General features: G+C 62.8%; 29 protein-coding genes. 18 read left to right on the top strand and 11 right to left on the bottom strand.

Annotated features, from left to right (window positions below; translation table 11 throughout):
- The first annotated feature begins 52 nt into the window (after positions 1-52).
- Complete coding sequence (locus N5B55_RS18780) at positions 53-910, top strand: LysR family transcriptional regulator (RefSeq protein ID WP_154205737.1); 858 nt, start codon at positions 53-55, stop codon at positions 908-910.
- A gap of 77 nt (positions 911-987) precedes the next feature.
- Here the strand turns inward: N5B55_RS18780 and N5B55_RS18775 are convergent, their stop codons facing one another.
- Positions 988-1,911 (bottom strand): recombination-associated protein RdgC, encoded by a 924-nt coding sequence (locus N5B55_RS18775; protein WP_304541092.1) that lies wholly within the window; start codon positions 1,909-1,911, stop codon positions 988-990.
- A gap of 172 nt (positions 1,912-2,083) precedes the next feature.
- On the opposite strand from N5B55_RS18775, the gene N5B55_RS18770 reads away from it, so the two are divergent.
- From N5B55_RS18770 to N5B55_RS18760, 3 genes are read left to right on the top strand one after another with little or no spacing between them, the layout of a single operon-like run.
- The gene (locus N5B55_RS18770; protein ID WP_304541090.1) at positions 2,084-2,746 is read left to right on the top strand and encodes a dihydrofolate reductase family protein; all 663 of its coding nucleotides are present in this window, start codon (positions 2,084-2,086) and stop codon (positions 2,744-2,746) included.
- A 22-nt stretch (positions 2,747-2,768) separates the two neighbouring features.
- Positions 2,769-3,194 carry a lipocalin-like domain-containing protein gene (locus N5B55_RS18765; RefSeq protein WP_304541088.1) on the top strand — a complete coding sequence of 142 codons (426 nt, stop codon included), beginning with the start codon at positions 2,769-2,771 and terminating at the stop codon, positions 3,192-3,194.
- Between the two features lie 40 nt (positions 3,195-3,234).
- Positions 3,235-3,804 (top strand): YdeI/OmpD-associated family protein, encoded by a 570-nt coding sequence (locus tag N5B55_RS18760; protein WP_154205733.1) that lies wholly within the window; start codon positions 3,235-3,237, stop codon positions 3,802-3,804.
- A 202-nt stretch (positions 3,805-4,006) separates the two neighbouring features.
- Here N5B55_RS18760 and N5B55_RS18755 read toward each other — a convergent pair whose 3' ends face one another.
- From N5B55_RS18755 to N5B55_RS18745, 3 genes are all read right to left on the bottom strand, one after another.
- On the bottom strand, positions 4,007-4,273 hold the full coding sequence (locus N5B55_RS18755) for a hypothetical protein (RefSeq protein WP_178961885.1): 267 nt from the start codon (positions 4,271-4,273) through the stop codon (positions 4,007-4,009).
- 59 nt (positions 4,274-4,332) lie between these two features.
- Entirely contained in the window at positions 4,333-4,713 is a 381-nt protein-coding gene (locus tag N5B55_RS18750; RefSeq protein ID WP_253912911.1) for a hypothetical protein, read from the bottom strand.
- A 153-nt stretch (positions 4,714-4,866) separates the two neighbouring features.
- Entirely contained in the window at positions 4,867-5,196 is a 330-nt protein-coding gene (locus N5B55_RS18745; RefSeq protein ID WP_065854375.1) for a hypothetical protein, read from the bottom strand.
- Positions 5,197-5,902: 706 nt separating this feature from the next.
- Between N5B55_RS18745 and N5B55_RS18740 the strand changes: the two genes are divergently transcribed.
- The 8 genes from N5B55_RS18740 to N5B55_RS18705 all read left to right on the top strand — a co-directional run bounded on the left by N5B55_RS18740 (position 5,903) and on the right by N5B55_RS18705 (position 12,494).
- Positions 5,903-6,136, top strand: coding sequence for an isochorismatase (locus N5B55_RS18740; protein WP_304541082.1), 234 nt, complete (start codon positions 5,903-5,905; stop codon positions 6,134-6,136).
- Positions 6,137-6,217: 81 nt separating this feature from the next.
- Positions 6,218-6,472 carry a translation initiation factor 1 gene (locus N5B55_RS18735; RefSeq protein ID WP_304541081.1) on the top strand — a complete coding sequence of 85 codons (255 nt, stop codon included), beginning with the start codon at positions 6,218-6,220 and terminating at the stop codon, positions 6,470-6,472.
- Positions 6,473-6,519: 47 nt separating this feature from the next.
- The gene (locus N5B55_RS18730; protein ID WP_304541080.1) at positions 6,520-6,732 is read left to right on the top strand and encodes a hypothetical protein; all 213 of its coding nucleotides are present in this window, start codon (positions 6,520-6,522) and stop codon (positions 6,730-6,732) included.
- Between the two features lie 133 nt (positions 6,733-6,865).
- Positions 6,866-7,027 (top strand): hypothetical protein, encoded by a 162-nt coding sequence (locus N5B55_RS18725; RefSeq protein WP_304541079.1) that lies wholly within the window; start codon positions 6,866-6,868, stop codon positions 7,025-7,027.
- 137 nt (positions 7,028-7,164) lie between these two features.
- Positions 7,165-7,491, top strand: a complete 327-nt coding sequence (locus tag N5B55_RS18720) for a hypothetical protein (protein ID WP_304541077.1) — start codon at positions 7,165-7,167, stop codon at positions 7,489-7,491.
- Between the two features lie 268 nt (positions 7,492-7,759).
- Complete coding sequence (locus N5B55_RS18715) at positions 7,760-8,779, top strand: dienelactone hydrolase family protein (RefSeq protein WP_304541075.1); 1,020 nt, start codon at positions 7,760-7,762, stop codon at positions 8,777-8,779.
- Between the two features lie 372 nt (positions 8,780-9,151).
- Positions 9,152-11,308: a hypothetical protein gene (locus N5B55_RS18710; RefSeq protein ID WP_304541068.1), complete on the top strand. Its 2,157-nt coding sequence runs from the start codon at positions 9,152-9,154 to the stop codon at positions 11,306-11,308.
- A gap of 907 nt (positions 11,309-12,215) precedes the next feature.
- Positions 12,216-12,494: a hypothetical protein gene (locus N5B55_RS18705; protein ID WP_304541066.1), complete on the top strand. Its 279-nt coding sequence runs from the start codon at positions 12,216-12,218 to the stop codon at positions 12,492-12,494.
- 177 nt (positions 12,495-12,671) lie between these two features.
- Here the strand turns inward: N5B55_RS18705 and N5B55_RS18700 are convergent, their stop codons facing one another.
- The 7 genes from N5B55_RS18700 to N5B55_RS18670 all read right to left on the bottom strand — a co-directional run bounded on the left by N5B55_RS18700 (position 12,672) and on the right by N5B55_RS18670 (position 20,574).
- Complete coding sequence (locus N5B55_RS18700; protein ID WP_304541064.1) at positions 12,672-13,481, bottom strand: arylamine N-acetyltransferase family protein; 810 nt, start codon at positions 13,479-13,481, stop codon at positions 12,672-12,674.
- A gap of 35 nt (positions 13,482-13,516) precedes the next feature.
- Positions 13,517-14,491: a bifunctional helix-turn-helix transcriptional regulator/GNAT family N-acetyltransferase gene (locus tag N5B55_RS18695; RefSeq protein WP_304541062.1), complete on the bottom strand. Its 975-nt coding sequence runs from the start codon at positions 14,489-14,491 to the stop codon at positions 13,517-13,519.
- Between the two features lie 97 nt (positions 14,492-14,588).
- Positions 14,589-15,662, bottom strand: coding sequence for a galactofuranose ABC transporter, permease protein YjfF (gene yjfF, locus N5B55_RS18690; RefSeq protein WP_304541058.1), 1,074 nt, complete (start codon positions 15,660-15,662; stop codon positions 14,589-14,591).
- Positions 15,659-16,708 (bottom strand): ABC transporter permease, encoded by a 1,050-nt coding sequence (locus tag N5B55_RS18685; protein ID WP_304541052.1) that lies wholly within the window; start codon positions 16,706-16,708, stop codon positions 15,659-15,661. Before N5B55_RS18685 ends, yjfF begins: the two co-directional genes overlap by 4 nt.
- On the bottom strand, positions 16,705-18,282 hold the full coding sequence (locus tag N5B55_RS18680; protein WP_304541048.1) for a sugar ABC transporter ATP-binding protein: 1,578 nt from the start codon (positions 18,280-18,282) through the stop codon (positions 16,705-16,707). The genes N5B55_RS18685 and N5B55_RS18680 overlap by 4 nt, the downstream gene beginning before the upstream one ends.
- Positions 18,283-18,381: 99 nt before the next feature.
- Positions 18,382-19,368 (bottom strand): ABC transporter substrate-binding protein, encoded by a 987-nt coding sequence (locus tag N5B55_RS18675; RefSeq protein WP_178961868.1) that lies wholly within the window; start codon positions 19,366-19,368, stop codon positions 18,382-18,384.
- 270 nt (positions 19,369-19,638) lie between these two features.
- Positions 19,639-20,574: a helix-turn-helix domain-containing protein gene (locus N5B55_RS18670; protein WP_065854355.1), complete on the bottom strand. Its 936-nt coding sequence runs from the start codon at positions 20,572-20,574 to the stop codon at positions 19,639-19,641.
- A 217-nt stretch (positions 20,575-20,791) separates the two neighbouring features.
- Here N5B55_RS18670 and N5B55_RS18665 point away from each other — a divergent pair, with 217 nt between their 5' ends.
- The 6 genes from N5B55_RS18665 to N5B55_RS18640 all read left to right on the top strand — a co-directional run bounded on the left by N5B55_RS18665 (position 20,792) and on the right by N5B55_RS18640 (position 25,897).
- The gene (locus tag N5B55_RS18665) at positions 20,792-21,577 is read left to right on the top strand and encodes a GntR family transcriptional regulator (protein ID WP_304541036.1); all 786 of its coding nucleotides are present in this window, start codon (positions 20,792-20,794) and stop codon (positions 21,575-21,577) included.
- Positions 21,574-23,298 (top strand): fumarate reductase/succinate dehydrogenase flavoprotein subunit, encoded by a 1,725-nt coding sequence (locus N5B55_RS18660; RefSeq protein ID WP_304541035.1) that lies wholly within the window; start codon positions 21,574-21,576, stop codon positions 23,296-23,298. Before N5B55_RS18665 ends, N5B55_RS18660 begins: the two co-directional genes overlap by 4 nt.
- A gap of 2 nt (positions 23,299-23,300) precedes the next feature.
- Positions 23,301-23,567, top strand: a complete 267-nt coding sequence (locus N5B55_RS18655; protein ID WP_004627681.1) for a 4Fe-4S dicluster domain-containing protein — start codon at positions 23,301-23,303, stop codon at positions 23,565-23,567.
- Between the two features lie 7 nt (positions 23,568-23,574).
- On the top strand, positions 23,575-24,534 hold the full coding sequence (locus N5B55_RS18650; RefSeq protein ID WP_304541033.1) for a HEAT repeat domain-containing protein: 960 nt from the start codon (positions 23,575-23,577) through the stop codon (positions 24,532-24,534).
- Positions 24,521-24,811 carry a DUF971 domain-containing protein gene (locus N5B55_RS18645; protein WP_304541031.1) on the top strand — a complete coding sequence of 97 codons (291 nt, stop codon included), beginning with the start codon at positions 24,521-24,523 and terminating at the stop codon, positions 24,809-24,811. The genes N5B55_RS18650 and N5B55_RS18645 overlap by 14 nt, the downstream gene beginning before the upstream one ends.
- Before the next feature lie 96 nt (positions 24,812-24,907).
- Positions 24,908-25,897: an aliphatic sulfonate ABC transporter substrate-binding protein gene (locus N5B55_RS18640; RefSeq protein WP_304541029.1), complete on the top strand. Its 990-nt coding sequence runs from the start codon at positions 24,908-24,910 to the stop codon at positions 25,895-25,897.
- Positions 25,898-25,910 lie beyond the last annotated feature (13 nt).

Here is a 25,910-nt window from a genome sequence, read left to right as displayed (position 1 = left end):
AACCCCTCTAGAGACGTTGACTGTGATCGGAATATCCGATGACAATGCCCGCATGCTCAATCCCGTCTGGATCCAAACCTTCGCCACCGTGGCCGCGGCCCATAGCTTTACGGAGGCCGGGCGGCAGCTTGACCTGTCGCAATCGTCTGTCAGCGATCACATCCGCCGGCTGGAACACAGCGTAAACCGGCGGCTGTTTGTGCGCGACACCCATTCGGTCTCGCTCACACCCGACGGCGAGGCGCTGCTCGTCCACGCCAAGCTGATCCTCGAATCCCTGGCGCGCGCCGAGCTGCAGTTCAGTGCGCCCCGGCTGCAGGGTCGCGTTCGGCTCGGTTCATCGGAAGACCTGGCGCAGGGGCCGCTGCCCAACCTGCTGGCGGCGTTTCGGGCAACGCATCCCGATGTCGAACTCGAGATCACGATGGGGATGACCAGCAAACTGTACGAAGGCATCGAAGACGGCTCGCTTGACCTGATTGTCGGCAAGCGCCGCGAAGGCGGCCGACGTGGTGTCCCGCTATTCCGAGGGCAGCTCGAATGGCTGGCCCGGCCCGGGACCGTGGTTGACGTAAGTCAGCCACTGCCGCTCATCCTCGTCAACGAGCCGAGCGTGACGCGCTCGATCGTGCTCGACACGTTGGCCGCAGCAGGTTGGCTGTGGCGCATCGTCTGCACCAGCAGCAGTCATTCCGGATGTATTGCCGCGGCCCGCGGCGGATTGGGGATTACCGTGCGTGCGCAGAACCTGGCGGGCGGCGGGCTAGTGCCGCCGGTCAACGGCGACGTTTTACCGCCGCTGCCGGCCATCGAATTCATCACGTTGTCGGCGCGGCGCCTGAGCAAGCCCGCGGAGACGCTCTTGCAGCTCATCCGCAAGAGCGACTTGCGCGCCGGGCGAGCGGACTGAGCAACGCTCACGTTACGACAAGACGGCCTCGTCGACCTGCACCGCCGTCTGCGCAACTTCAAGCCGCCTGACGAAACTCAGGCCGCCTTGGCCTGTGGAACGGCATCGAGTTGATCGCCGCCAAGGCTGTCGATCAGGTCGGACAGCATCCGCGACAGTTCACCGGTCATCAGTGCGGCATCCGAGTCGAAGCGCTCGTCGTCGTTCTGGGCAGTGGGGTCTTCGGCTTCCTTGATCACGTCGAGCGGCGTGACACGCTTGATCAACAGCGACGGCGTCAGCACGAACGAGACGCGGTCGTCCCACGTCATGGCAAGGCGCATGCACTGCTTGCCGGCTTCGATATGCCGACGCATGTCTTCCGCTTCGAGCGCGTGGCCAACGTATCGCACCGTGGCGCCGCCCTCGCCCGTCGAGCGCAACTCGGCGTCCTGGTCGACGGTGAAGCCGCCGGGCGCCTCGCCGGAGAGCAGCCACTCCGTCATCGCCGCAACAGGCGAATGCTTCACATGCACGCTGGTGAGTGGCAATTGATCGATCGACTTGACGAGCAGGCCGCGCACGTCGTCGGCAACCGCCTGCGAAGCTGCATCGATCACGAGCCAGCCATTTGCCGTATCGATCCACACACGGGTATCGCGGCGAATGCTGAACGCGCGCGGCAGCAGTTCGTCAGTCACCTGCTCCTTGAGTTCGCGCAGTTGCTTTCGGCCGGGCTTGAAGCCCTGCTGCTCCTCCAGTTCAAGCGCCCGGGCCTTGGTGACCTGATTGATGACGGACGCGGGCAGCAGCTTCTTCTCGGCGCGGAACATCAGCAGCATCTGCCCGTTGTTTGAATATACGAGCGCGCCGTCGTCACGCGGCGAGGCCCAGCCGAAGGTCTGCTTTTCTACGCTGTTGCCCGGTTGAAACGCGTGGGGTGCCAGCCACTTTTCAAGCTGGTCAGGGGTCACGGCCCAAGGTGCCGGCAGACGATGAAGCTGGAGGTTTTTGAACCACATGGGAGGTCGGCAAAGTGTGCGATTCTAATTGATGGCGGGGCTCTCCCCCCAACGGCCGATGTTCGCCCGGCGTGCTCGGCGCGTTCGGGTGGCGCTGGTACTAATATGCAGGTCCCGACGCCGGCATCCGCTGATGACCGATCGGGCGTCGCATTGGAGTTGGAGACAAACGATGACACGTGTTCGCGTTGAGGGCTTCACCCTATCGCTTGACGGATACGGCGCCGGTCCGGACCAGGACATTACCAACCCGCTCGGCATTGGCGGGACAGAGCTGCACCAGTGGCTCGTTGCGACGCGCACATTCCAGCAGGCCGTGCTCGGCAAGGAGGGCGGCATAACCGGCGTCGACAACGACTTTGCTGCCCGCAGTTTTCAGAACGTAGGCGCATGGATTCTCGGGCGGAACATGTTCGGCCCCGTTCGCGGCGATTGGCCTGACGACACTTGGAAAGGCTGGTGGGGCGACAACCCGCCGTATCACGTTCCCGTTTTCGTATTGACCCACTACGCGCGTGCGCCACTCGAAATGGAGGGCGGCACAACGTTCCACTTCATCACAGGCGGCATTCGCGAAGCGCTGGACCATGCCCGCGAGGCTGCCGGCGGGCAAGATGTACGAATCGGCGGTGGGCCGGACACCATTCGGCAGTACCTTCGTGAGGGCCTTATCGATGAGCTGCACATTGCGATCTCTCCCGTCTTGCTTGGCCGTGGGGAACCGCTGTTCGAAGGCATTGATCTGCGGGCGCTGGGCTACACGTGTGTTGAATCCGTAGCGTCGGAAAAGGCAACGCATGTGGTGTTGCGGCGGCCATCTCCTACCCACATTTGAACGGACGATGACAGGAAGAACCATGTCTGAACACGCGGCAAAACTGTACGGTAGCTGGCGGCTGGTGGCTTTCGAAACCGAGCTTCACGATACGAAGGCGCGCAAGCAGCCTTGGGGCGCCGATCCCAAGGGGTCACTGATCTTCGGCGCCGATGGCCGCATGATGGTGCTCCTGACCGCAAAGGCGCGGGAGCCCGGCAACACGGACGAGAAGCTCGTGGCGCTGTTCCGCACGGTGCTGGCCTATACGGGCCGGTATCGGGTCGACGGAGACCGCTTCATCACAAAGGTCGATGCCAGCTGGAATGAAGCCTGGAACGGCACGGAGCAAGAGCGCTTCTACACGCTCGATGCAGATACGCTTGAGGTCCGCACGGCATGGATGCCGAACCCGTTGATCTCCGGACATCCAACTGGAAGGGGGGTGCTGAGTTTCAGGCGCGAGTAAATGGGGCTACGAACCCGACGGCCAGTGCCGATTTAGCGCGATGCACAATCCAATACTGACGTTCACCAGTCAGCAAGCCTGGGAGGCTTGGCTCGAAACCAACGGCGAGACAGCCGCCGGTGTGTGGCTGCGCATCGCAAAGCGGACGGCCGAAGACTCCACCGTCTCTTATGCCGAGGCACTCGAGAGCGCCCTGTGCTACGGATGGATTGACGGGCAAAAGCAGGCCGAAAATGCCCACTACTGGCTGCAACGATTTACGCCCAGGACCGCCAAAAGCATCTGGTCGAAGATCAATACCACCAAGGCGGAAGCTTTGATCGCGGCCGGGAGGATGCGCCCCGCTGGGCTCCGCGCCGTCGAGCTAGCCAAGGGCGACGGGCGCTGGGAGGCTGCCTATTCGTCTGCGAGTACGTCGACCGTGCCGGATGATCTCCAGCAGGCTCTGGGGGCCAACCCCAAAGCCAAGCAGTTCTTCGCGACCCTGAACAGTCAGAACCGGTACGCGATTCTGTTCAGAATCCAGAACGTGAAGAAGGCCGAGACGCGCGCAAAGAAGATCGCTCAGTTCATCGACATGTTGAACAAGGGCGAGAAGCTTCATCCATAGCGGTGTCGGAGTGCCGACCCACCGCCGACGAGCCCATACACACTGTCGAGATCAAGCCGGATTGCGTGCAATACGCTGCAACGGCACCCGCGGTCACATCATTGGCTAGGGACGACCCGCAACTGAACCATGCAGTGGTGTGCTTGCGGCTGCTCGGCGTAAGTTCGCTGGCCCGGTGCGGCAGACGGTACCCGGGAATTGGCTACTGAGCGACAAAGCCATCAATGATGGCCTCAGCCATCTTCGTCGCCGCACGTTTGGCAACGCCGATGCTTTCCCACTGGTCAGCCGGCAGCGCGAAAATACGGGAATGCTCGCCGCTCGGCGGCTCGCCTTCCTGGCAGATCAATACGGAGGCGCTGTAAGACCGGTCGGGACGCCGCTCATGCCATTCACGAGGGGCATCAAACAGATAGATCAGGGGGTAAACATCGAACCCCTTGTAGCGGCAAATCGGATAGGCGTCCACAGCAATCTCCGTTGGAAGGGGTGGCCTCACTGTACGCTGTTTATGCCGGTTCCATAGAACTATTCGCGAACAAGCAAATGCGGACGAAGCGGCCGTTGTACACCACGTGACCCCGCCGGTCTCAAGTCTCCGTCCCAAGGCTGCACGCGCATATCGAGGGTATGGTCGCCTTGTTCCGTTTTTGCGTAGAGGCTGTCTCGCATGACTTGTCCGATGGCTAAGCGACACAGGGCCTCAACGCTACCCGCGGCAGCGGATGCCAGATCGGACGCCTGTGCCAATACCCTGAAAGACCGTCTTCCGTCGCCCACGAAACTGGTGAACTGCACGCAGTTCGGTTGCCCATCGCAGACAAAGCCGACGGTGACGGAATACGCCATGCCCTTTGCCGCTCCGGGAAGTGTGCAGAGAAAGCTCGTATTGTCGGACGCGGATGTCATGTTGTTTCCTGGGTGGTCATGCACGGCCCGGATCGCAACCTCTAAGTGATCAGGGACAAAAAGCGCAAAGGTGCAACAGGATCACGGCGCGCCTGTTACAACGAGTCCATCGATGACGTCTTCGCCAAACGGCATCCACCGATTGGCCGACGGTCAGGAATCCACTCCGAGATGATCGACGGTGATGATGACAACCGTACGATCTTCCGGGTGCGCCTGGGCATGCATGCCCAGATGCGCGCGCAGAAAGCGGTCAAGCACGCACTGCAGCTGACAGAGGTCTTGCCGATCTGCGTGCGTCAACTGATTCATGACATCGTGCGTGAATGCGATGTTCAGCGTCCTCACACGCCAGATGCGGCTACCCAGCTCAGGCACCTGCCAGTTTGCCGCCAGCACACCGGGGCCGGAGTTCCAGGTCCGCACATCCTGCCCGGTAATTTCATCGAGCACCGGTTTGGTAAACGCGACCAGGTCGAGCATCACGGATCTCCATGACTTACATCGCGAGTCGGAGCATCAGCAGGCAGACGTCCGTGTGCGGAACAGGCGAAGATGACGGTGTGCAGGGCGTGTCTGCCCAGTAGGAACCACCGGGCGCGGTGATCAAAAGTGCGGGTCACCGTGCTTTCGTACCGATTTTTCGTACCAATGGAAGCATGATCCGGCGCACCGTTGTCGGTGTGCCACTGTACTCCGATCCATGCTCGGCGGTATGACGATCTTTCCAGGCGGCGAACAGCATGTTGTGGGCGCCCAGGGACCGCAGTGCAGTAGACAGGAAAACAACGTGTGCGCGCGGACATGTCGCTGAAGACGGCGCAGGCGTTGCGAGAAGCGGTTACCATGCGCAACCTTCGCCCGTCATTCGAACCGATCGGGCTGGCTGCCCAGCAAGAAGACTTACAAAACGCTGGTCACCCGTCGGGCGTACACCCGAATCATCCTGGGCCACGCGGCCCACCACCTAACTGACCGGCGATTTATCCGCTCCGTATGCAGCGCGCATGTACTAGGCGCGGGCCTACGCAAGTACGGTCACTCCGTTTCCAATCGCTTGCGCCATGCATTTGCATGCATGATCCGAAAGCGTTGGCTTTACCCATCGTGGCGTAGCTCATCTGCAGGCATTGGTTTGCTCAGGCATTCCAAGGCTGCCATCCGCTCTCGTCCGAAACCTGGCAGTGCATTGAACACAATCGACTCCCCGTACACGGTATCCGTGTACCCAATTGAACAAGAACCCGGCGTGTGGTTTGCCACCTATCTCATCAACGAATACCGGGATGGCGCAGAACGCATCCTCGCTAACGTCTCGTTGCGGCATAACGTGCATGGCACTGAAGCGCTCGCTACGCATGCCGCGCGCGTTGCCGGCAGAGCCGCCATCGCACGCTTGGTGCCCCATCACAACAAGAACTGAACCACGCGAGCCGCGCCGGACGGCATGTTCCGGTTGCGGCAACACAGGCACACGCCGGCCATCAACACAAAGGAAATCACCATGTCTGTTATCGAAGAATGGGAAGAGTTGCATCTGACCCCCGATGGCTGGAAAGATGGCAGCTATCGTCACGTGCCGGGTGAGGCGATCATCGTCGCGCCACCGGCCAATGACGTGCTGACCGTGCGCAGGCATGTGGCCGCGGTTTATGGCGGGCCGTCACGCGTGACGGAAGATAGAACGCCGCGCACCGACGACATGAGCCAGATCGAGCAGTTACTGTTGAAGTACGGCGCGCCTGTCTTTGGCGTGTAGACGGCGTCCGCGGCATCAGATCCACATTATTTGAGAGAGGAATCGGCATGACACTCTGCCCCGCTTGCCTTGCGATTGAAGTCCATCAGCTTGGTGCGCCAGGCCATGCCTTTCTGAGAATCACAGACACCCAGCGCATCAAGGTTTCCAAGGCTGCAGCTGTCACGGTCAGTACGTTCATCTGCCGCACGTGCGGCGCGAACTGGACGTATCGCGAAGGCAAGAACGTGCCCAATCCCGGATGGTCGCTCGACCAGTAGGCAGCTTATTAAGTTGCAGGCCTGCGGCGCCCTGTCCGAGGCTTTGAAAAACGCTTGGCGGCACGTCAGGCAACTCCTTCCAGGAGCCCCCCGGCATCTCCGATCGCGGCTTGCCAAGCACACCAATGCTGCCTTGATCATCGCTGCTGGCGACCGCCTGCCCAATGGGCGAGGCTGGCGGACGCACGTGAAGCGCCTGATGGGGCCGCCTCCCGAGAGCGCTGAAGCCCAGGCAGCCTGGATCAATGCAGAAATGGCAGAGATGGTCGAGCGCTTTCCTCAGCAATACCTGTAGGGCTACAACCGATATAAAGTGCCGGCCGGCGCGCCATCAGCTCCCACGGGCATCAGCCGAGCGGATTTGCTGCTGAAGCGCCCGGACGATTGATCCGCCATTCTAAAAACCAATATCGCCTGGCCTCGGAGAGGCAAATGCAGGTGCGGGACTACGAATCGCACAGCTGGTTTTTATTTGAAGCGAATGGCGCCCTGTATCTCCATGCCAATTGCAATCATGGCGCTTTTGGTTACAGCTTCATGATTCGCCTGACTGCGGCAGAGGTCCAGCGGTATCGCGCTGAGAGCAGGGATTACCTGAGCTGGCTCGCTCAGGACATACACAATTCCGCGCCGATATTGTCTGCCAGTTCGTCGCCCTATAAAACCCGAAAGGCAGCCGCCGAAGAAGAAGCCCATGCGAGCACGGCGTTGGCGGCACGGCGGGCGGAGCGGATTCGGGCGATCCGCAGCGCCACTTAGACCGGCGAGCTGGAAAACATCAGACCCCTATCGATGGACCCTGTCCGTGCAATTGGAACGCGGCCGGGGTAGACAAGAAGAGGGAGAGCTTTTTTTGCGGCGGGCAGAGAAAATATACGAAGGTATTTCACAGATTCCGTGAACAGTTAGGCTACATACCCGCGCTTTGGGCCAGAGAATGAGCGCCGTCCGCCGACACGGTGTGGTCCTACTGTGATGTATGAGTGCAACTGCAAGGTTTGTCCGCCAATCGCATTCCGCCAGACCCATGTCCGCTACCCACGTTCCAGGCAAGCTGTCGCCCAATCCCGATCAGGTTCCCTCGCAGAAGGCAAAAGCACGCAAACGTCCAATAGTGAGCAAGGTCATTCTGGTAGCTGGCCTGCTAGTCACAGTCTTTGCGCATGGCTTGTTCTTCAGCGTTCAGACTGAAGCCGCCGAAGCTCCCGCGCAGTCCACTGCACCGATAACGGCTCCCATTGAACCGGAGATCGTTTCCATTACGGTCCCGGGTGCTGGCATGTTTGGCGGCGATGTCGATATGCGCGCCGAAGTCTACAAACCCGCAGGTGTCGGTCCGTTTCCGACATTGATCTTTTCTCATGGCCGCTCGGCAGATCGTCTAGACCGCGCCAATTTGAAATACCCGATCCCGAAAGGTCACGTGCGATATTGGCTGGCCAAGGGCATTGCTGTCGTTGCCCCGATTCGCGTGGGGTATGGAGCGACCGGGGGTCCCGACCAAGAGGCCTCTGGAGCCCTCTTCAATGCCACGGGCGTCTGTACAAGCAAGCCCGATTTCCCGCATTTGGTTAAGGTCACGCGAGATATCACCATGACTGCACTGGCATGGACGCGCATGCAGCCGTGGGTCGACAAAGACCGGATTCTTTTGGAGGGGCAGTCTGCAGGCGGTTTTGCCACGATCGCTACAGTCGCGGCACAACCGCCAGGCGTGATTGGATACATCAACTTCGCTGGAGGCGCGGCCGGTTGGCCCGACGGCGCGCCCGGTCACAGTTGCGACCAAGAACAACTTCGCGAGGTCATAGGAGAGCTCGGGAAGACAACGAAGATTCCAGGCTTATGGCTATACGCGAAGAACGATCAGTACTGGGGCCCCGACGCTCCCGGTAATTGGTACCGAGCCTTCGCTGCCGGAGGAAGTCCAACTGAATTCATCCACGCTGCTGAACTGCCAGGGCGCGACGGACATCTTCTGATGTACTACGGCGGCAAGCTCTGGTCGGTTCACGTCGACCGGTTTGTCAAGGCGCTTGGGCTTTAGCTGGAACAAGCGAGGTACAACGCCTTATCCAGGCATCTGCTTTGCGCAAATATTCCCGGTTAGCCAATTAGCCATGGCTAGGACGACGGCCCCAGATAGATAAGGTGTTGACGGACGTTTTGGTGGGGTTATACGTTAATGCAGTCAAGCCATGAAGGCCGCTTGTTTCATGCCGATGAAAAAAGCGCGATAACCACCTAACCAAACGGTTATCCCACGATGTAGGGATAGATTCCCCCCTCGTATTTGCTTAGCATCCGCTTGCGCCAGCGCACTCGCCCGCGCGCATACAGACGTTGCGGCAAAACGCCTTTCTTTATCGAGAACGGCTATTTTCGCAACGTCTTGAGAAAACAAAACAGGGGGATTTTGATGAAAGCAAGGTACGCCAAGAGTATCTGGCAAGTGAGTTCGGCCGTGACGGCCATTGCATTGGCTGCAGTCACGCTGGTGGCCGGTTGCGGCGGCGGCTCGGATAGCACAGCGTCCGGTGGCACCAGCACCGCCACACCCGCGGCCGCGACCCTGACCGGCACCGCTGCCACGGGTAGCGCGCTCGCCAACGCCAACGTTGCCGTGACCGACAGCACCGGCAATTCGCCGTGCGTTGAAACTGCCATCACCACCAGTGCTCTTGGTACGTACACCTGCACGCTCAAAGCTGGCGAGACGGCGCCGTTCTTCGTGGTCGTGACCGACCCGACCGGCAATACCGCGCCGCTGGTCAGCGTGACCACAACCACCCCGCCGGCCGGCACTCCGCTCACGCTCAATGCCACCCCGCTGACGACTGCCATCGTGGCGCAGCTGGCATCGGACGGAAATCCGCTGACGCTGGTCAACGCAAAGACGGTGGATGCAAATGCGCTCAAGGCCGTCACGGCGAACGTTGTGGCCCAGCTGTCGTCGGTGCTGAGCGCCATCGGTGCACCGGCAAACTATGACCCATTTGCCACCAGCATTTCCGCCGCTACGGCGTCTGGCGTCGGCAACACGGCTGACCAGATTCTGGACGTGGTGACGGTGTCGAAAGACCCGGCCACCGGCCAACTTCGGCTGGGTACGGTAGATGGGACGCCCGTGCCGCTGGCCACGGCCACCGGCGGCGGCGCGACGCTGCCTGCACCGGCGCCGAACGTTTCAAGCCTGCCGCAAGGCGCGCAAGCGCTGGCGAATGCGCTGACTGCCTGCTTTGCACTGCCAGCCTCGCAGCGCGTGCTCGGGACCGACTTCACGGTGCCTGCCACGCAAGGCGGCCCGAAGGTGACGTCGCTCGCGCCTGCCTGCCAGAACATTGCATCGGATACGAGCAATGCGGGCAGCATCCCATTCCTGCACAACGGCTACGCCTTCGGGCAGTGGATCTTCGGCCTTCTGAACAGCGACTCCATGACCGGCGCCAAGTTCAGCGTGCCGGAAGTCATGGCGTTCTATCCGGGCTCGAACACATCGGTACCGACAGCCGTATCGCCGATGTCGGCGCCCCTGCCGGATCAAGCCGTATTGAACGTCAAATATCTGGACGCGAACGGCAATCCGGGCAACATCATCGCGATGATGCGCTATATCGCCTCAGGCACGTCCAGCGCGCATCCGTCCAAGTGGTGGGTCGTGGGCAACCAACAACCGGTGGAGGTGATCGACCGCGTGCAAGTTCGCCGCGTTGAGCAGGTCAACCCGAACTTTGCGGGCACCAGCGCCAACAGCAGCAGCTACAGCCACTACCAGACGGGCATCCAGTTCTGGATCAACGCCAAGGGGCCGGGCAGCGTTAACGGCAACGGCAGCCTAAGCTATGCGCGCGTGACAGGGCCGGGCTTGCCCACCAGCGGACTCGTCTACATCGCCCCCACCGGCGACAGCAACGAGCCTAGCCAGGTGTACATGGATGTGAGCAACAAGTTCGGCACGGTGCCTGCCACCACCCGTTGCAGCAACGGCGGTACAGCTACCTACAACTGCCCGAACTTCTGGTTCGCGCGTACGGTCGGCCTGACCGGCTCGGCAGCGACGACACTGGCAGCACCGCGTAGCGACTTCAGCAACCCGGTTTGGGCGCAGGCGTCGGACAACCTTGATCCGAACCCTGTTGTGAAGGGCGCGCGGTATCAGATCGAACTGTTCTACGGCTCGCAAACCACGCCGGACCGTGTCTACAGCAAGACGCTGCTGACCGATCTGGTGCAGGCAACCCAGGCCGTGAACCTGCCGTGGGATACGGCGGGCAGCCAGACGCTGGCAGTGCTGAACCCGTCCAACAGTGCCACCAACGGCGTGCTGTCTTCGCTGGTAGTGGATTGGGCGCTGAACCCGTCGGCCCAGCAGATCGGTAGTGCTGCTGTGACGGTGGATACGAAGGGCACCTACAGTGCGTCAACAAACGCAGCCAAGGGCGCGACATCGGCGGTCATCAACCTGCCGAACCCGCAACAAGTGCCGGCGTTGACCAGCTCGGGCACGCGCTCGGTGCTGTTCAACTACCGCATGCTCGACAACAGCCTCAAGAGCATGGTCTACACCTACAACTAAGCGCGAAGGCGAAGCGCAATCCGGCCGGTCCGCACGCTGCCAAGACGGCGTGCGGAATCCGCCGGATCGATCACGATGGGCGTGCCAGACGGCGCGCCTTTTTTTCGCGTGTCGAGGGTGATTTCTCCGAGCCCCGACCTCCAAGCCCCGCGCTCGGCCCTCCAAGGCCCAACCACGAGGCTTTTTGCCTCGCCGCTGCTGCTTTTTTGAGCAATGGGGCGGACCATTGACCTCGACCCACGGCGTTCCGAACGCCACGCATGGGGTTATGAACTCCACGCGTGACCGCTTTTTCCTCGCGCTTGCTGCATTTTTCAGCAACACATGCTGCTTTTTTGGGCACGGTCGAGGGTCTGAACTCGGCGATTGAGGTTCTGAACTCCACCGTTGAGGTTCTGAACTCGACGGTTGGGGCTCGGAACCCGGCGTGTCAGGCTTTGTGCTCGGCGTTTGAGGTTCGGACCCCGGAGATTCGAGTCCGGAACCCGGCGCGCGGCGTTTCGGACTCGGCAGTTGCTGCGGGCACCGCCACAAACCGCAACTTGCCGCCGCCGCTTGCCACCCCTAAACTCTGTCCCGCTCGCGCAAACCAAGCGCAGCCGGGACTGCAATCCCGAATCAAAAAGACCCCGTGAGTGCCGTTATGGCTCTCGCGTGCCGTTGTTCGCCTTTACGGGTGGGCCTCGGCAGGGAGGGCTTCGGCCCTGCCGGTTTTTTGGTGTTTTTGATCGGTATTGCAGACCTTGTCGTGTGCCCGCCCACCCTCACCGGTGGGTGGCTCCTCACTCAAACCAGAGGGCAAGACAATGGATCAACCGACCCAAGCCGTACCCATCCCACGCGGGCATCGCCCCGCACGCTGTCAGTTCACCAGCATCGCGCAACGTCCTTCGTCCGGAGGTGCCCGATGAACGTCAATGAAAATCTCCTATACGCACAGGGCGCCTTGGCCGCCAAGGAGTATCTGCACAAAGCGCAGATGGACATGAAAGTGAACCGCCGGTTCCAACCCCAGACGTTGCGCTTACATAAGCAGGCCTACCTGAAGGACAAGGCACTCGAATTCCAGGCCGGGTTTATGGACGCGATCGGGGCGTTCATTCTGACCTCGCTGGATGGTGTGACGGTGGATTTGTTCCGGTGGGAAGTTCTGAGCGTGCTTCAGCGCGCGAATCGCAAGAAATAACGAAAACAGCAGTAACGCGACCCCGAGACGGGCGGGGAAGCTTGCAGTCGAGGCGCTATCAAGCGCATTCAACACAGCCGACCAAGGCCGATGCAGCAATCGGACGCATTCAGTCAACGCGGACGCTTCTCAATGCTGTGATGTAGCGCACTCCAGTCGCCTGAAAAGCCATCCGCTTCAACTCCACCCCTCCACCCCAGGCACCCGCATCCCCTCCACCTCCGGCAGATCCATCCCAAAGTACTCAGCCAGCAGCCCGCGCAACGCGCGCCGGTCTTCCAGCTCAAACCTGTGCGGCGTATTCCCGCGCCAGATCGTGGCATCCCGATTCATCACCGTCACGCGGCCTTCGTCCGTCAGGGCGCGCATCAGGATGCGATTCACGAACGGCGATGCCGGATAGGTTGACGTGTAGTAGTTCGCCATTTCGAAGTCGATCGGGTAGTCCTGCTCCATCGTGGTGACCCACGCGTCGACGGGCGTGTCGCTGCGCACTTGCGCGCGGAGTATCCAGCGGTCTTCGTCGCGCGCCACCCAGTGGAGTTCACCGTCGATGTTGGCTTGTGTGCCGTCCAGAGGCACGGGTACGCGCGGCGCCAGCGCGCCAAAACCGGGGTCGACGACGAAGGTGCCTTCGGGCAGCGGCACCGTCAGGAACATGTGCGTGCGAGGTGCCTCAGTGCGCGGCGAAAGCAGGACCACGCGCGACGAGTGACGGGTTGGTTGAAAGCCAAGCTGCTCCAACACGGCGGCAAACAACGTGGCGTGCTCGAAGCAGTAGCCGCCGCGCCGCGCGTGGACGAGCTTGTTCTGCAGGCTTTCCAGGTCGATCCGGATGCCGCGTCCGAGCAGCACGTCGAGGTTTTCGAACGGAATGTGCCGCATGTGCGCACGCACCAGTTGCGCGAGCGTGTCGTAGGTTGGGCTGGCGCTGCCGCCCCACTGGATGCGGTTGAAGTAGGCGTCCAGATTGAGTTGCGATGTCACGTGCGGTCTCCTTGTGCGCCCGGGACGACACAACCTCAGCCCGGTTTGCGGCGACGGAATTGCTGTTCGGTCACGGTGCTGCCCCACTGCGTGCCGGCTTCTTCATGCGTGAGTTGAAAGCCGAACGATTCGTAGAGGTGGCGGGCGGCATCCAGGCCCTTGAAGGTGTTGAGGTACGTCTCGTCAAAGCGCGCATCAACAAAGCGCATCGCCTGCAACATCAGATGACGGCCAATGCCGGTGCCACGCAGGGAATCATCCACGATGAACCAGCGCAGGTGTGCAACGCGCGTGTCCGAGTTTCCGTCAATTGCGAGAGACGCAAGGCAGCGGCCGTTTTCCACGCATAGCCAGAGTGCTTTGTCGGGGTCGGGCAAGGCTTGCGCAAAGTCGGCGAGTTCCTTGGCGACCCGGCGCTCGAAGAACACGCCAAACCCCCAGTGCTGCGCGTAGAACCGGCCATGCAGGCCGGCGATATCCCCAATGCAGCCGGGCACGTAGCCTTGCACGATCTGTGGGCCGGCATCGGCGGCGGCATGCGCGGGCTTGTGGTCGTTGTCATCGGCCAGCGCGCTGACGTACTGCGACAGTGACGCGACGAGCCGTTGCTGCTCTGCCGGGGTCAGGTGACGCAGCGCGTTGGAAACCTGCTCCGAAGCAAATGCATCAATCTTGCGGCGCAGTTGCTGGCCGCTTTTTGTGAGATGCAACTCGGAAGCCCGTGCATCGTCAGCGCAGGTGCGGCGTTCGACCAGCCCGGCGGATTCAAGCCGCGTGAGCTGCCGGCTGGTGCTCGATTTGTCCAGCCGCAGGCGTTCGGCCAGATCGCGCGCCTGGATGCCGGGCGCCCCGGCAATCTCGAGAATCGCGTGTACGGCAGAGGGCGGCAGGTCGCTCTCTGCCAGCGTGTTGCGCATGAAGCCGAGCTCGCGGACAAGCTTGCGGGAAACCTCACGCAGCTCACGGATGGTCTGTTCGCGTGACTGCGCGGGGGCTTCGATGATGTCCATACCGGGCCTGAGTTAGTTGTTTGGCACAACCAATATAGTTGCGCGATACAACTTCTTCAAGGCCGGCATGTCTACGGGAAACTGCGACTGCGTGCGCCTAATTGAAAGGCGGTACGGCATGCGACTGCATGAGGATGGCCGAGGCCGGGGTGTCCTTGGCCGTCTCGGTCGACGACCGCGCCGGCCTGTGCGGGGTGGACGGTGGCAATGCTGCCCCGCGCTGTGCGCGCCCAAGAAAGCGTTGCATGAGGCAGAACACGCATAGCAACACACCAATCGCAATGCGCGCCCACCAGGAGCTGAGCGTGCCGTCAAAGGTGATGAGCGACTGGATGACGCCAAGCAACAGCACGCCCACCACACTGCCGCTGATGAGGCCCACGCCGCCGGTGAGCAGCGTGCCACCGACCACCGTGGCGGCAATGGCGTCCAGTTCCATGCCTTGCGCGTGCAGCCCGTAGCCGGACAGCATGTAGAACGTGACCAGCACGCCTCCCAGCGCCGAGCAGAAACCGCTGAGCACATAGACGAGGATGCGCGTGCGCGCCACCGGCAAGCCCATCAGGAGGGCAGACCGCTCATTGCCACCCAGTGCGTACACCGTGCGACCAAAGCGGCTGCAATGTGCAAGCCACGCTGCTGCCGCAAACACCACCAGCGCAATCACCACGCTGGGCGACACGTAGTTGCCGCCGCCCACCTGGATCTTGTACTGCGAGAGCGCGGTATAGATCGGGTCGGTAATGCTGATCGAATCGATGCTGATGAGATAGCACAGCCCCCGCGCGAGGAACATGCCGCCCAGCGTGACGATGAACGGCTGGATGCGGAACACCTGGATCAGCACGCCCATCACCAGGCCGAACAGGCACCCGACGGCGAGCGCCAGTGGCACCACCACGCCAATCGACCAGCCGTGATGCTCGACCAGCGCGGCGGAGATCATGGTGGTCAGCGCCACCACCGCCCCGACCGACAGATCAATGCCGCCCGACAGAATGACGAACGTCATGCCGATGGCAACGACGATCAGGAACGCGTTGTCGATCAGCAGATTGAGAAACACCTGCACGCTGAAGAAGCCCGTATAAGTGACCGAGCCGAAGCCGAACAACAGCGCAAACAGAAACAGCGTGACGTAGAACGGCAAGCGCCGTGGATTGATTCTCATGACTGCGCCCCCGCACGGCTGTGGCGTTGAAAGAGCATGCTGCGAAACGCCTCCGATTGCGCCAGGCATACGGCAAACACCACCACGGCTTTCACCACGAGGTTGATTTCTGGCGGCACACCCATCGAATAGATCGCATAGGTGAGCGTCTGGATGATGAGCGCCCCCATCACGCTGCCCCACAGGCTGAACTTGCCGCCTGCCAGCGAGGTACCGCCCAGCGTGACGGCCAGGATGGCGTCAAGCTCCAGCAGCAGCCCCGCGTTGTTGCCGTCCGCGCTCTTGACGTTGGAGCAGATAATGAGCCCCGCAACACCGGCCATGGCACCGCAGAATGCGTAGATGCCAAACAGCAGCGCCTTGGTGTTCAACCCCGCAAGCCGCGCGGCCACGGGGTTGATGCCAACGGCCTCGATGAACAAGCCCAGCGCCGTGCGGTGCATCAACAGCAACAGCAGGCCCAGCACAGCAGCCGCGATGTATAGCCCGAACGGCAGACCGAACAGATAGCCGTTACCCACGAAGAAGAACGGCTCGTAGTACACGGTGATGATCTGGCCGCCGGTAATGAGCTGCGCCACGCCGCGGCCGGCCACCATCAGGATCAGCGTGGCGATGATGGGCTGCATGCCCGCGCCCGCCACCAGCAGGCCGTTCCACATGCCACACACCAGCGCCGCGCCAACGGCCGCCAGCAGCGCAAGCAGCAGCGGCACCTTCGTCACGTAGACGGGCAGGCCGTTCTGCACGACCAGCGTGCCGCCGACAAGCGATGCCGCAATGGCGCCGGAAATGGCGACCACCGCGCCCACCGAAATATCGATGCCGCCCACCGCAATCACAAGCGTCATGCCGAGCGAGACGAGCATCAGCGGCGCTGCGCGGTTGAGGATGTCGATCAGGCTGCCGTACAGATGCCCATTGCGAACGTCGAGGTGAAAGAAATGCGGGTTGAACCAAGCGTTGAGCAGACACAGCAAAAGCAGCGTCACGCACGGCCAGAACAATCGGTGGCCGGTGAGCGCACGCAGGCGGGCGGGGTTCATGCAGCGCCTCCGGTGGTGGTGGATTGGCTGGCGGGCACGTCGCCGCCGGCAATCACGTGGCACAGGTTGTCTTCCGTCACATCGGCGCCGGTTAGCTCGCCCACCTTCTTGCGATCGCGCAAGATCGCCAGTCGGTGGCTCACGCGCAGCACCTCTGGCAGCTCGCTGGAGATGAACAGGATCGCCATGCCCTTGCGGCACTGCGCGGTCACCAGATCCATGATGTCGAGCTTGGCGGCAATGTCGATACCGCGCGTGGGCTCATCCAGGATCAGCATGGCAGGATCGGTCGCCAGCCAGCGCGCGAGCACGGCCTTCTGCTGGTTGCCGCCCGAGAGCTGGCCGATCGGCTTTTCAGCGTCGGGCGTCTTGATGCCGAGCTGGGCGATGTACTGGTCGGCAATCTCGCGCTGGCGCTTCTTGGGCAGATAGCGGAACAGGCCGCGCTTGGCCTGCAGCGCAAGGATGATGTTCTCGCGAATCGACAGCTCGGCGATGATGCCTTCGGTCTTGCGGTCTTCCGGGCAAAAGCCGATGCCCTGCCGGATGGCGTCACGCGGCGAACTGAACTGGCGCGCTTGCCCCTGCACGTTGATCGAGCCCGCATCGTTGCGGTCGACACCGAACAGCAGCCGAGCAGTCTCCGTTCGGCCCGAGCCAAGCAGGCCGCCAAGGCCGAGCACCTGCCCGGGGCGGACGTCCAGATCGAGCGGCTGCACGACGCCACGACGGCCCATGCCGCGCGCGCTCAGGAACGCTGGCGCCGTGTCGTCCACGGGCGGCACTTCGGTGCGCTCGAAGCGGCTCGCGTCGATGTCGCGCCCGACCATCTTGTTGATCAGTTGCAGCTGCGGCAGATCGCGCGCGGCGTATTCGCCTTCCAGCCGGCCGTTGCGCAGCACGGTAATGCGGTCGGCAATCGCGTACGTCTGCTCCAGAAAATGCGTGACGAACAGCACGGCCATGCCGCGCGCCTTGAGCGTGCGGATGGCGGCAAATAGGCGGGCCACTTCATCGTCGTCCAGGCTGGAGGTGGGCTCGTCGAGGATCAGGATGCGGGCTTCGGTGGAAAGCGCGCGCGCAATCGCCACCATCTGCTGAATGGCCACCGGATACAGCGACAGCGGCAGCGTGACGTCAATGTGGATATTCAGATCGGCAAGCAGTGCCTGCGCCGCCCGGTTGGTGGCACGCCAGTCGATGCTGCCCAGCCGCATGGGGAAGCGGCCGATGTGGATGTTCTCCGCCACGGTCAGGTTCGGGCAGAGATTGACCTCCTGGTACACCGTGCTGATGCCGAGCTTTTGCGCCTCCAGCGGCGAGCTTGGCGCGATGGGCTGACCGCCGAGCAGGATCTCGCCCGCATCGGGTGCTTCAACACCGGTCAGCACCTTGATGAGCGTCGACTTGCCGGCACCGTTCTGCCCCATCAGGGCATGGACTTCTCCGGGCAACAAGCGGAAATCGACCCGGGCCAGCGCCTGCACGCCGGGAAAGTTCTTGCAGATGCCGCGCATGTGCAGCAGCGCGCCGCGTGCATCTGTCGCGGCGGGTTGATCAACGTGATCGGACATGGGTGTGGCCTGTTGAGGGTGCATACCGGCAAGGCGAGTCACCGTCACCCGCCCTGCCGGCATGCCCCGATTCAGCAAAGGGCTTGCGAATGGCCCCCCTCAGTACTTGCGGTTCGGGAACTCCTTGGCCGCCACCTCCATCGGGAAGATGCCTTCCTTGGTGACGATGCGCTTGGGCACGGTCTTGCCCGCCAGCACGGCGCGCGCGGTATCCATCAGTTGCGGCCCGAGCAGCGGGCTGCATTCGACCGTGACGTTCAGCTTGCCGGCCATCATGGCTTCAAAGGCGCCCTTCACGCCGTCGATCGAGATGATGACGATGTCCTTGCCCGGCTTGAGCCCCGCCTCTTCAATGGCCTGGATGGCACCGATCGCCATGTCGTCGTTGTGCGCGTAAAGCACGTTGATCTTCTTGCCCTCGGCCTTCAGGAACGCTTCCATCACCTCCTTGCCCTTGGCGCGGGTGAAGTCGCCCGTTTGCGAGCGGATGATCTTGTAGTGCGGGTCGGCCTTGATGATCTCTTCAAAGCCGCGCTTGCGATCGATGGCGGGCGCGGAGCCCACCGTGCCTTGCAACTCGACGATGTTCACGTCGCCCTTGGGCTTGACGTTCTCCAGCAGCCAGCGGCCCGCCTTGCGGCCCTCCTCGACAAAATCGGAGCCGATGAACGTGGTGTAGAGCGAGGTGTCTTTGCTGTCGATGCCGCGGTCGGTCAGGATGACCGGGATCTTGGCGGCCTTGGCCTCCTGCAGCACGGTGTCCCAGCCGGATTCCACCACGGGCGAGAACGCAATCACATCGACCTTCTGCGCGATGTACGAGCGGATCGCCTTGATCTGGTTTTCCTGCTTCTGCTGCGCGTCAGAGAACTTCAGGTTCACGCCCTGCGCCTTGGCCGTCGATTTGATGGACTCCGAATTGGCGGTGCGCCATTCGCTCTCGGCACCCACCTGGGCAAAGCCCATCGTGAACGACTTGTCAGCCGCGTAAGCCGCTGTCGTCAAGCCCGTGGTCAGCAGCAGCCCGGCCGTGGCCAGGAAGGTCAACACAGTCCGTCTGGCGCACGCAGCGCTCGTTTTTTGCATCGTTTGTCTCCGTTATGGTGGAACGCAGCCGGTGACTACCCCCGGGGCTGCGCACGTCGTCTTTGCAACGCGATACACGAGTCGATTCCGGCATGAGGCGTGCATCTTCCCTTGCCGGTGATTCGTGCTGAGCCATGGTATGGACAGCGAGACATGACCGTCTAATGCTTTTTTGGGGCCCAAGCGATATCGGTTTTGATATCACGCGGGCATTTGCGCACCGTGCAACGCACCAAATTCGCGCACGGTGCGACAGGAAAGGCCGCGCGCTCAGCCCGATTCGGCCAGCGATGCCGCCACGTGCGAGAAGGCCACGCGCTGGCGCCGGAAGTCATTGGGCGACAGGCCCTGAAGGCGTCGGAAGACCACCGCAAAGTGGCTCGCGCTTTCAAAACCCACCGCCGTTGCGATCTCAAGGATGGACATGCGTGTCTCGGTCAGCAGCCGGCTGGCAAGCTGCAGGCGGCGCTCGGTCACGTACTGGTGCGGCGTACGGCCGCTGGCCTCTTTGAAGCTGCGCGCGAAGTGGTGGACGCTCAGGTCGGCAATCTCGGCCATGTCGCGCACGCTGATGGGCTGCGTCACGTTCGCCTCGACAAAATCGATCACGCGACGCAGGACGTGCGCGGGCAACGACGCGCGCGTGGCGATCTCCTTGTTGCGCTGGGCGCTGTCGCGGGCCTCTTCCAGATGCGTGCAGGCGCGCACGATGATGCGCATGGCGCCGCCCATCACCGTGTCGTTCATCCAGGCGCGGTCCGATCGTGATGACGACAGGCTGCAAAAGACGATCCAGGTGGAGCGCGGCGTCATCTGATGGCGCAGTGGCGCGCCCCATACGATGCCGCTGTGCAGATTGAAGCGGCTCAGATCGGTCAGGAACGTTTCGATGCGGGGTTCGCTCGGGCTGTTGCCGACGCGCTCACGCAGGTAAGGAACGTCCCACGCCAGAGGCAGGCCGCAGTCGCCCTGCAGCGCGATGCGCGGGTCGATCTCGAAATGGCGCTGCTCCAGATAGCGCTCTTCCCAGCCGGCGGGGGAATTGGTGTTGTAGAGCACGCGTTGCTCGCCCCGCTGCTTGCCCGCCTCGCCGATGTATTCCATCAGGCCAAACGAGAGCCACTCGAAGCCGACGTCGTGCATGGCTTGCCGCAACGTGTCAGCAAAGCCGGCAGAAAAGTCTTGCAGGCGCGTGCCCAGGTCCATCACCCGTATCCGTTGTTTTCGTACGCCGTCTGAGGTGCGGCGTTCCGCGCGTCTGGTGCCGGCCCGCGTGCGCGGTGCGCGGACGGCTCAGAACAATCCCGTCACTATAGCTGCGGCTCATGTCAGAAACCGAGCATGCATATCGAAAAAGCTTCGTTCCGCTGCATACGTCTGCTTTTTACACTGGGCGCACTTGTTATGACGAGTTACGCCCCCGATGACGACCTCCAATGTGCACCGCCAACCTGCCCTGCCGCTTTATGAGCGGATCAAGGGCACGCTGCGCGAAGGCATTCTCAACGGCCACTATGCGCCCGCCTCGCTGCTGCCTTCGGAGGCGGCGCTGGGCGAGCAGTTCAACGCCAGCCGCATCACCGTGCGTCAGGCACTGGCCGATTTGCAGAACGAAGGGCTGATCTTCCGCCGCCACGGCAAAGGCACCTTTGTGAGCCAGCCGAAGGCCTTCCAGAACGTGACCGCGCTGCAGGGCTTTGGTGAGGCGATGTCGGCACAAGGTCACGCCATCCGCAACCGCGTGCTGACGCTGCGGACCGTCCCCGCACCAATCGACGTTGCGCAGGCGCTGCAACTCGCACCCGGCACACCCGTCACGGAATTGCATCGCGTGCGGTTGCTGGACCACGAGCCAGTGTCGCTCGAGGTGACGTGGCTGCCTGAAGCCCTGGGCAGCATCGTCGCCCGGGCGGACCTCGTCACGCGCGATGTGTTTCTCGTGCTGGAGCAGGACGCGGGTGTGGCGCTGGGCCATGCCACGCTCGCCATCGATGCGGCGTTGGCCGATCACGCCACGGCCACCGCACTCGACACGGGCGCAGGCGCGGCACTGCTGCGTGTGGAACGCCTGACGCACGACGGACAGGGCACGCCCATCGACTTCGAACGTCTTTATTTCCGCGGCGACGCCTTCCAGTACCGGCTTCGGCTGGATCGGCAAGTGGCGGCGCACGCGCAATCCATCCTTCCTTTGCAAGGCACCGTATGAATACGCTGGAACTAAAGTACGACCTCGTCGTCGTGGGCGGCGGCACGGCCGGCCCGATGGCGGCCATCAAGGCCAAAGAACGCAACCCCGCGCTGCGTGTGCTGCTGATCGACAAGGCGCATGTCAAGCGCAGCGGCGCCATCTCGATGGGCATGGACGGGCTGAACAACGCGGTCATTCCCGGGCATGCCACGCCCGAGCAATACACGCGCGAGATCACGCTGGCCAACGATGGCATCGTCGATCAATCGGGCGTGTATGCCTATGCGCAGCACAGCTTTGCCACGATTGAGCAACTTGACCGCTGGGGCGTGAAGTTCGAGAAGGACGAAACCGGCGACTACGCCGTCAAGAAGGTCCATCACATGGGCAGCTACGTGCTGCCGATGCCAGAGGGGCACGACATCAAGAAGGTGCTGTATCGGCAGCTCAAGCGCGCGCGGGTGGAGATCACGAACCGCATTGTCGTCACGCGTGTGCTGACCGATGCCGATGGCGCCGCCTGCGGCGTGCTCGGCTTCGATTGCCGCACGGCGGATTTCCTCGTGGTGCGCGCAAAGGCCGTGGTGCTGAGTTGCGGTGCGGCGGGGCGCCTTGGCCTGCCGGCTTCCGGCTACCTGATGGGCACATACGAAAACCCCACCAACGCAGGCGATGGCTACGCGATGGCGTATCACGCTGGCGCAGAGCTTTCCAACCTGGAATGCTTCCAGATCAACCCGCTCATTAAGGATTACAACGGCCCGGCCTGCGCGTATGTGACCGGCCCGTTGGGCGGCTACACAGCCAACGCGCGCGGCGAGCGCTTCATCCAGTGCGACTACTGGAGCGGCCAGATGATGTGGGAGTTCTACCAGGAACTGCAGGGCGGCAAGGGCCCGGTGTTTCTCAAGCTCGACCACCTGGCCGAAGAAACCATCCAGACCATCGAGACCATCCTGCACACCAACGAGCGCCCGAGCCGCGGCCGCTTCCACGCGGGGCGCGGCACCGATTACCGCACGCAGATGGTGGAGATGCACATCTCGGAAATTGGCTTCTGCAGCGGGCACAGCGCGTCTGGCGTGTATGTGAATGCACGCGCGGAAACCACCGTGCCGGGCCTTTACGCGGCGGGCGACATGGCGGCCGTGCCGCACAACTACATGCTCGGCGCGTTTACGTATGGCTGGTTTGCGGGGCAGAACGCGGCGGACTACATCGCCGGCCGGCAAGGCGACGCCCGCGTCGACGAAGCGCAGATCGAACGCGAGCGCGCGCGCATCTTTGCGCCGCTGCAACGCGACCACGGACTGGCCCCCGCGCAAGTGGAATACAAGCTGCGCCGCATGGTGAACGATTACCTGCAGCCGCCCAAGGTCACACGCAAGATGGAAATCGGCCTGCGGAGGTTCGACGAGATTGCCGAAGACATCACCCACCTGCACGCGCGCAACCCGCACGAGCTGATGCGCGCGATGGAAGTCAGCTTCATCCGCGATTGCGCCGAGATGGCCGCGCGCGCCTCGCTCTTCCGCACCGAGAGCCGCTGGGGCCTGTACCACCACCGCGTGGATTACCCCGAACGCGACGACGCCAACTGGTTCTGCCACACGCGCTTGTACAAGGACGCACACGGCGCCATGGCCAGCCGCAAGCAGGCCATCGAGCCGTACGTCATCCCCGTTGATCTGCTCGGCACCGATTCCTACGCGCACATGCGCATTCCGAAGGCTGCATGACCATGCAACAGACGACCGTTCATTTCACCCACACGCCGCACGACATCACCTCGCGCAGCAGCGCGCCCGTCACCATCGACGAAGCCAAGTGCATTGCCGACAAGGGCTGCACAGTATGTGTCGACGTCTGCCCGCTCGACCTGCTCGCCATCGACCTGACCAAAGGCAAGGCCTTCATGCAGTTCGACGAATGCTGGTACTGCATGCCGTGCGAGCAGGATTGCCCGACCGGCGCGGTGAAGGTGGACATCCCGTATCTGCTGCGCTGAGGCCGCGATGACGACAACACCCCTGGCGCGTCTGCTCGACGCGGATGCCGCCACCCGCCGCGTTGCCCTGCTGCAGATCGCCGATGAAGAAGACGCCGATTCGCTGCCAAACGTGATTGCGCTGCTTGAGCAAGACCCTGCCCCCGAAGTTCGGCTGGAAGCTGCGCGCATCCTGGCAACGTGGGAACAGCCGGATACCGTGGCCGCGCTCGCCCGTGCGCTGGAAGACGCCGATGGCACCGTGCGCGATGCAGCCGCAATCGGCCTGGCGGATTTGAAGTCTCCCGAGTCGGCGCCGGCGCTGTTGCCTTACGTCGACCATGCCAATTCCTTTGTGCGCGCCGCCGCATTGCGTGGGCTGCGTGAGCTGCGCGTGCCCGAGAGCGAAGCACCCGCGCTGCGAGCCTTGCAAGACGCGGACGCCGCCGTGCGTCGCGAGGCCGTTGCGGTGCTCGGCTGGCGCAAGCATGTGGGCGCATTGCCGGCGCTGGCGGAACGCGCGCGTCATGACGCAGATGTCGACGTGCGCCGTGCCGCAGTCGGCGCCCTCGGCCTCGCCACCGATGCCGCCGTACTGCCCGCGTTGCTCGATGCGCTGCAAGACACCGCCTGGCGCGTACGCGAGGAAAGCGCCAGCACGCTCGGCAAGCTGCGCGCGCTCGCTCCCGACTCGCATGTCACGCAAGCGTTGGTGGATGCGCTGGCCGATGCGTATTGGCAAGTTCGCCTGCAGGCCGCCCGGGCGCTCGGCCGTTGGCGTGCTGCGCATGCCGTCGATGCGCTCGCCGCGCTGCTCACGCACCCAATCAGCAACCTGCGCAAGGAAGCCGCACTCGCACTGGGAGAGATCGGCGAAGCCTCTGCCCTGCCCGCCCTGCGCAGCGCAGAAGCCGATGGCGACCCGGAAGTCGTCAAGGCTGTGCGGATCGCCTTGGCACAAATCGAGCGCGCCCGTGCATCCGCCTGAGCGTATCGAAAACGACGTCGCCCAAGGCCGGCTGCGGCTGCACTGGGCAGACGCCGTGGTCGCACTCGACCACGCCGCGTTGCGCGAAGCGTGCCGCTGTGCGGAGTGCCAGTTCAAGCGCCATCACGGCACGCCGATCAACGTGCCGGCCGCCGTGCGCGCCACCACCATCGCGCCCGCGGGTTACGGCGTGCAACTGGTGTTCAGTGATGGACATGCGCGTGGCATCTATCCGTGGGCCTACCTGGCTGAACTGGCTGCCATAACAACAGGCTGACGCAGCCGCGTCTATGCACATGCAATCTTGTTCGTTCCTTCGCGCGTGCGCGGTCCGTAGCATCGACCGCACAACACCTGACTCGCTGGAGGAATCATGCAAACCCAATTGCCCCATACCGCCGCATCGTCTGGCCGCCGACGCTGGCTGGCCGCATTGCTTGGCGCCGGCATGGCGCTGTGCGCAGGCCTGACGCAGGCCGCCGAGCCAACCACGGTGCGCATCGGCTTTCAAAAAGCGGGGCTGCTTGCCGTGCTCAAAGCGCAAGGCGCACTCGACAAACCGCTGGGCGACCTCGGCTACAAGGTCGAGTGGAAGGAATTCCCTGCCGGGCCGCAACTGCTCGAGGCGCTCAACACGGGCAGCATTGACTTTGGCTACACCGGCGCGCCGCCGGCCGTGTTTGCGCAGGCCGCAGGCGCACGCCTTGTCTATGTGGGGGCCGAGCCAGGCGGCAAGACCAACGAGGCGCTGTTCGTGCTCGACAGCTCACCTGCGCACAGCGTGGCCGACCTGAAAGGCAAGCGCATCGCGCTGCAGAAGGGCTCCAGCTCCAACTACCTGCTGGTGCAGCTGCTCCGTCGCGCCAACCTCACGGTGCAGGACATTCAGCCGATCTACCTGCCACCGGCCGAGGCGCGCGCAGCCTTCGAGAGCGGCGCGGTCGATGCGTGGGTCGTGTGGGATCCGTATTACGCACTGGCACAGAAGGCGTTGAAGACGCGCACGCTGGGCGATTTCAGCGAGTTGCCGGTGTTCAACTTCTACGAAGCCACGCCGGAATTCGTGACCACGCATCCGCGCGCGGTCAACGCCATCCTGGCCCAGTTGCGCACGGCGGGGCTGTGGGTGAATCAGCATCCGCAGGAAACCGCCGCCCTGCTGGCGCCCAAGCTCGGCATTGAACAGCCCGTTGTGGAGACCTGGTTGCGGCGCGTGCCCTACGGCGTCACGCCGGTCACGCCGCAGATCGTGGCCTCGCAGCAGCAGATTGCAGACCTGTTCCTGCAGCAGAAGCTGATTCCGAAACAGGTCAACGTGCAAAGCGCTGTCTGGCAGGCGAATTTTCCGGCAGCGGGGCTCTGAGCGTCTGCCCCTG

The organism is Ralstonia pickettii (genome assembly GCF_030582395.1).
GTDB lineage: Bacteria > Pseudomonadota > Gammaproteobacteria > Burkholderiales > Burkholderiaceae > Ralstonia > Ralstonia pickettii_D.
Note: the sequence above shows the minus strand (reverse complement) of the source record. Positions and strands in the feature narration are given on the sequence as shown.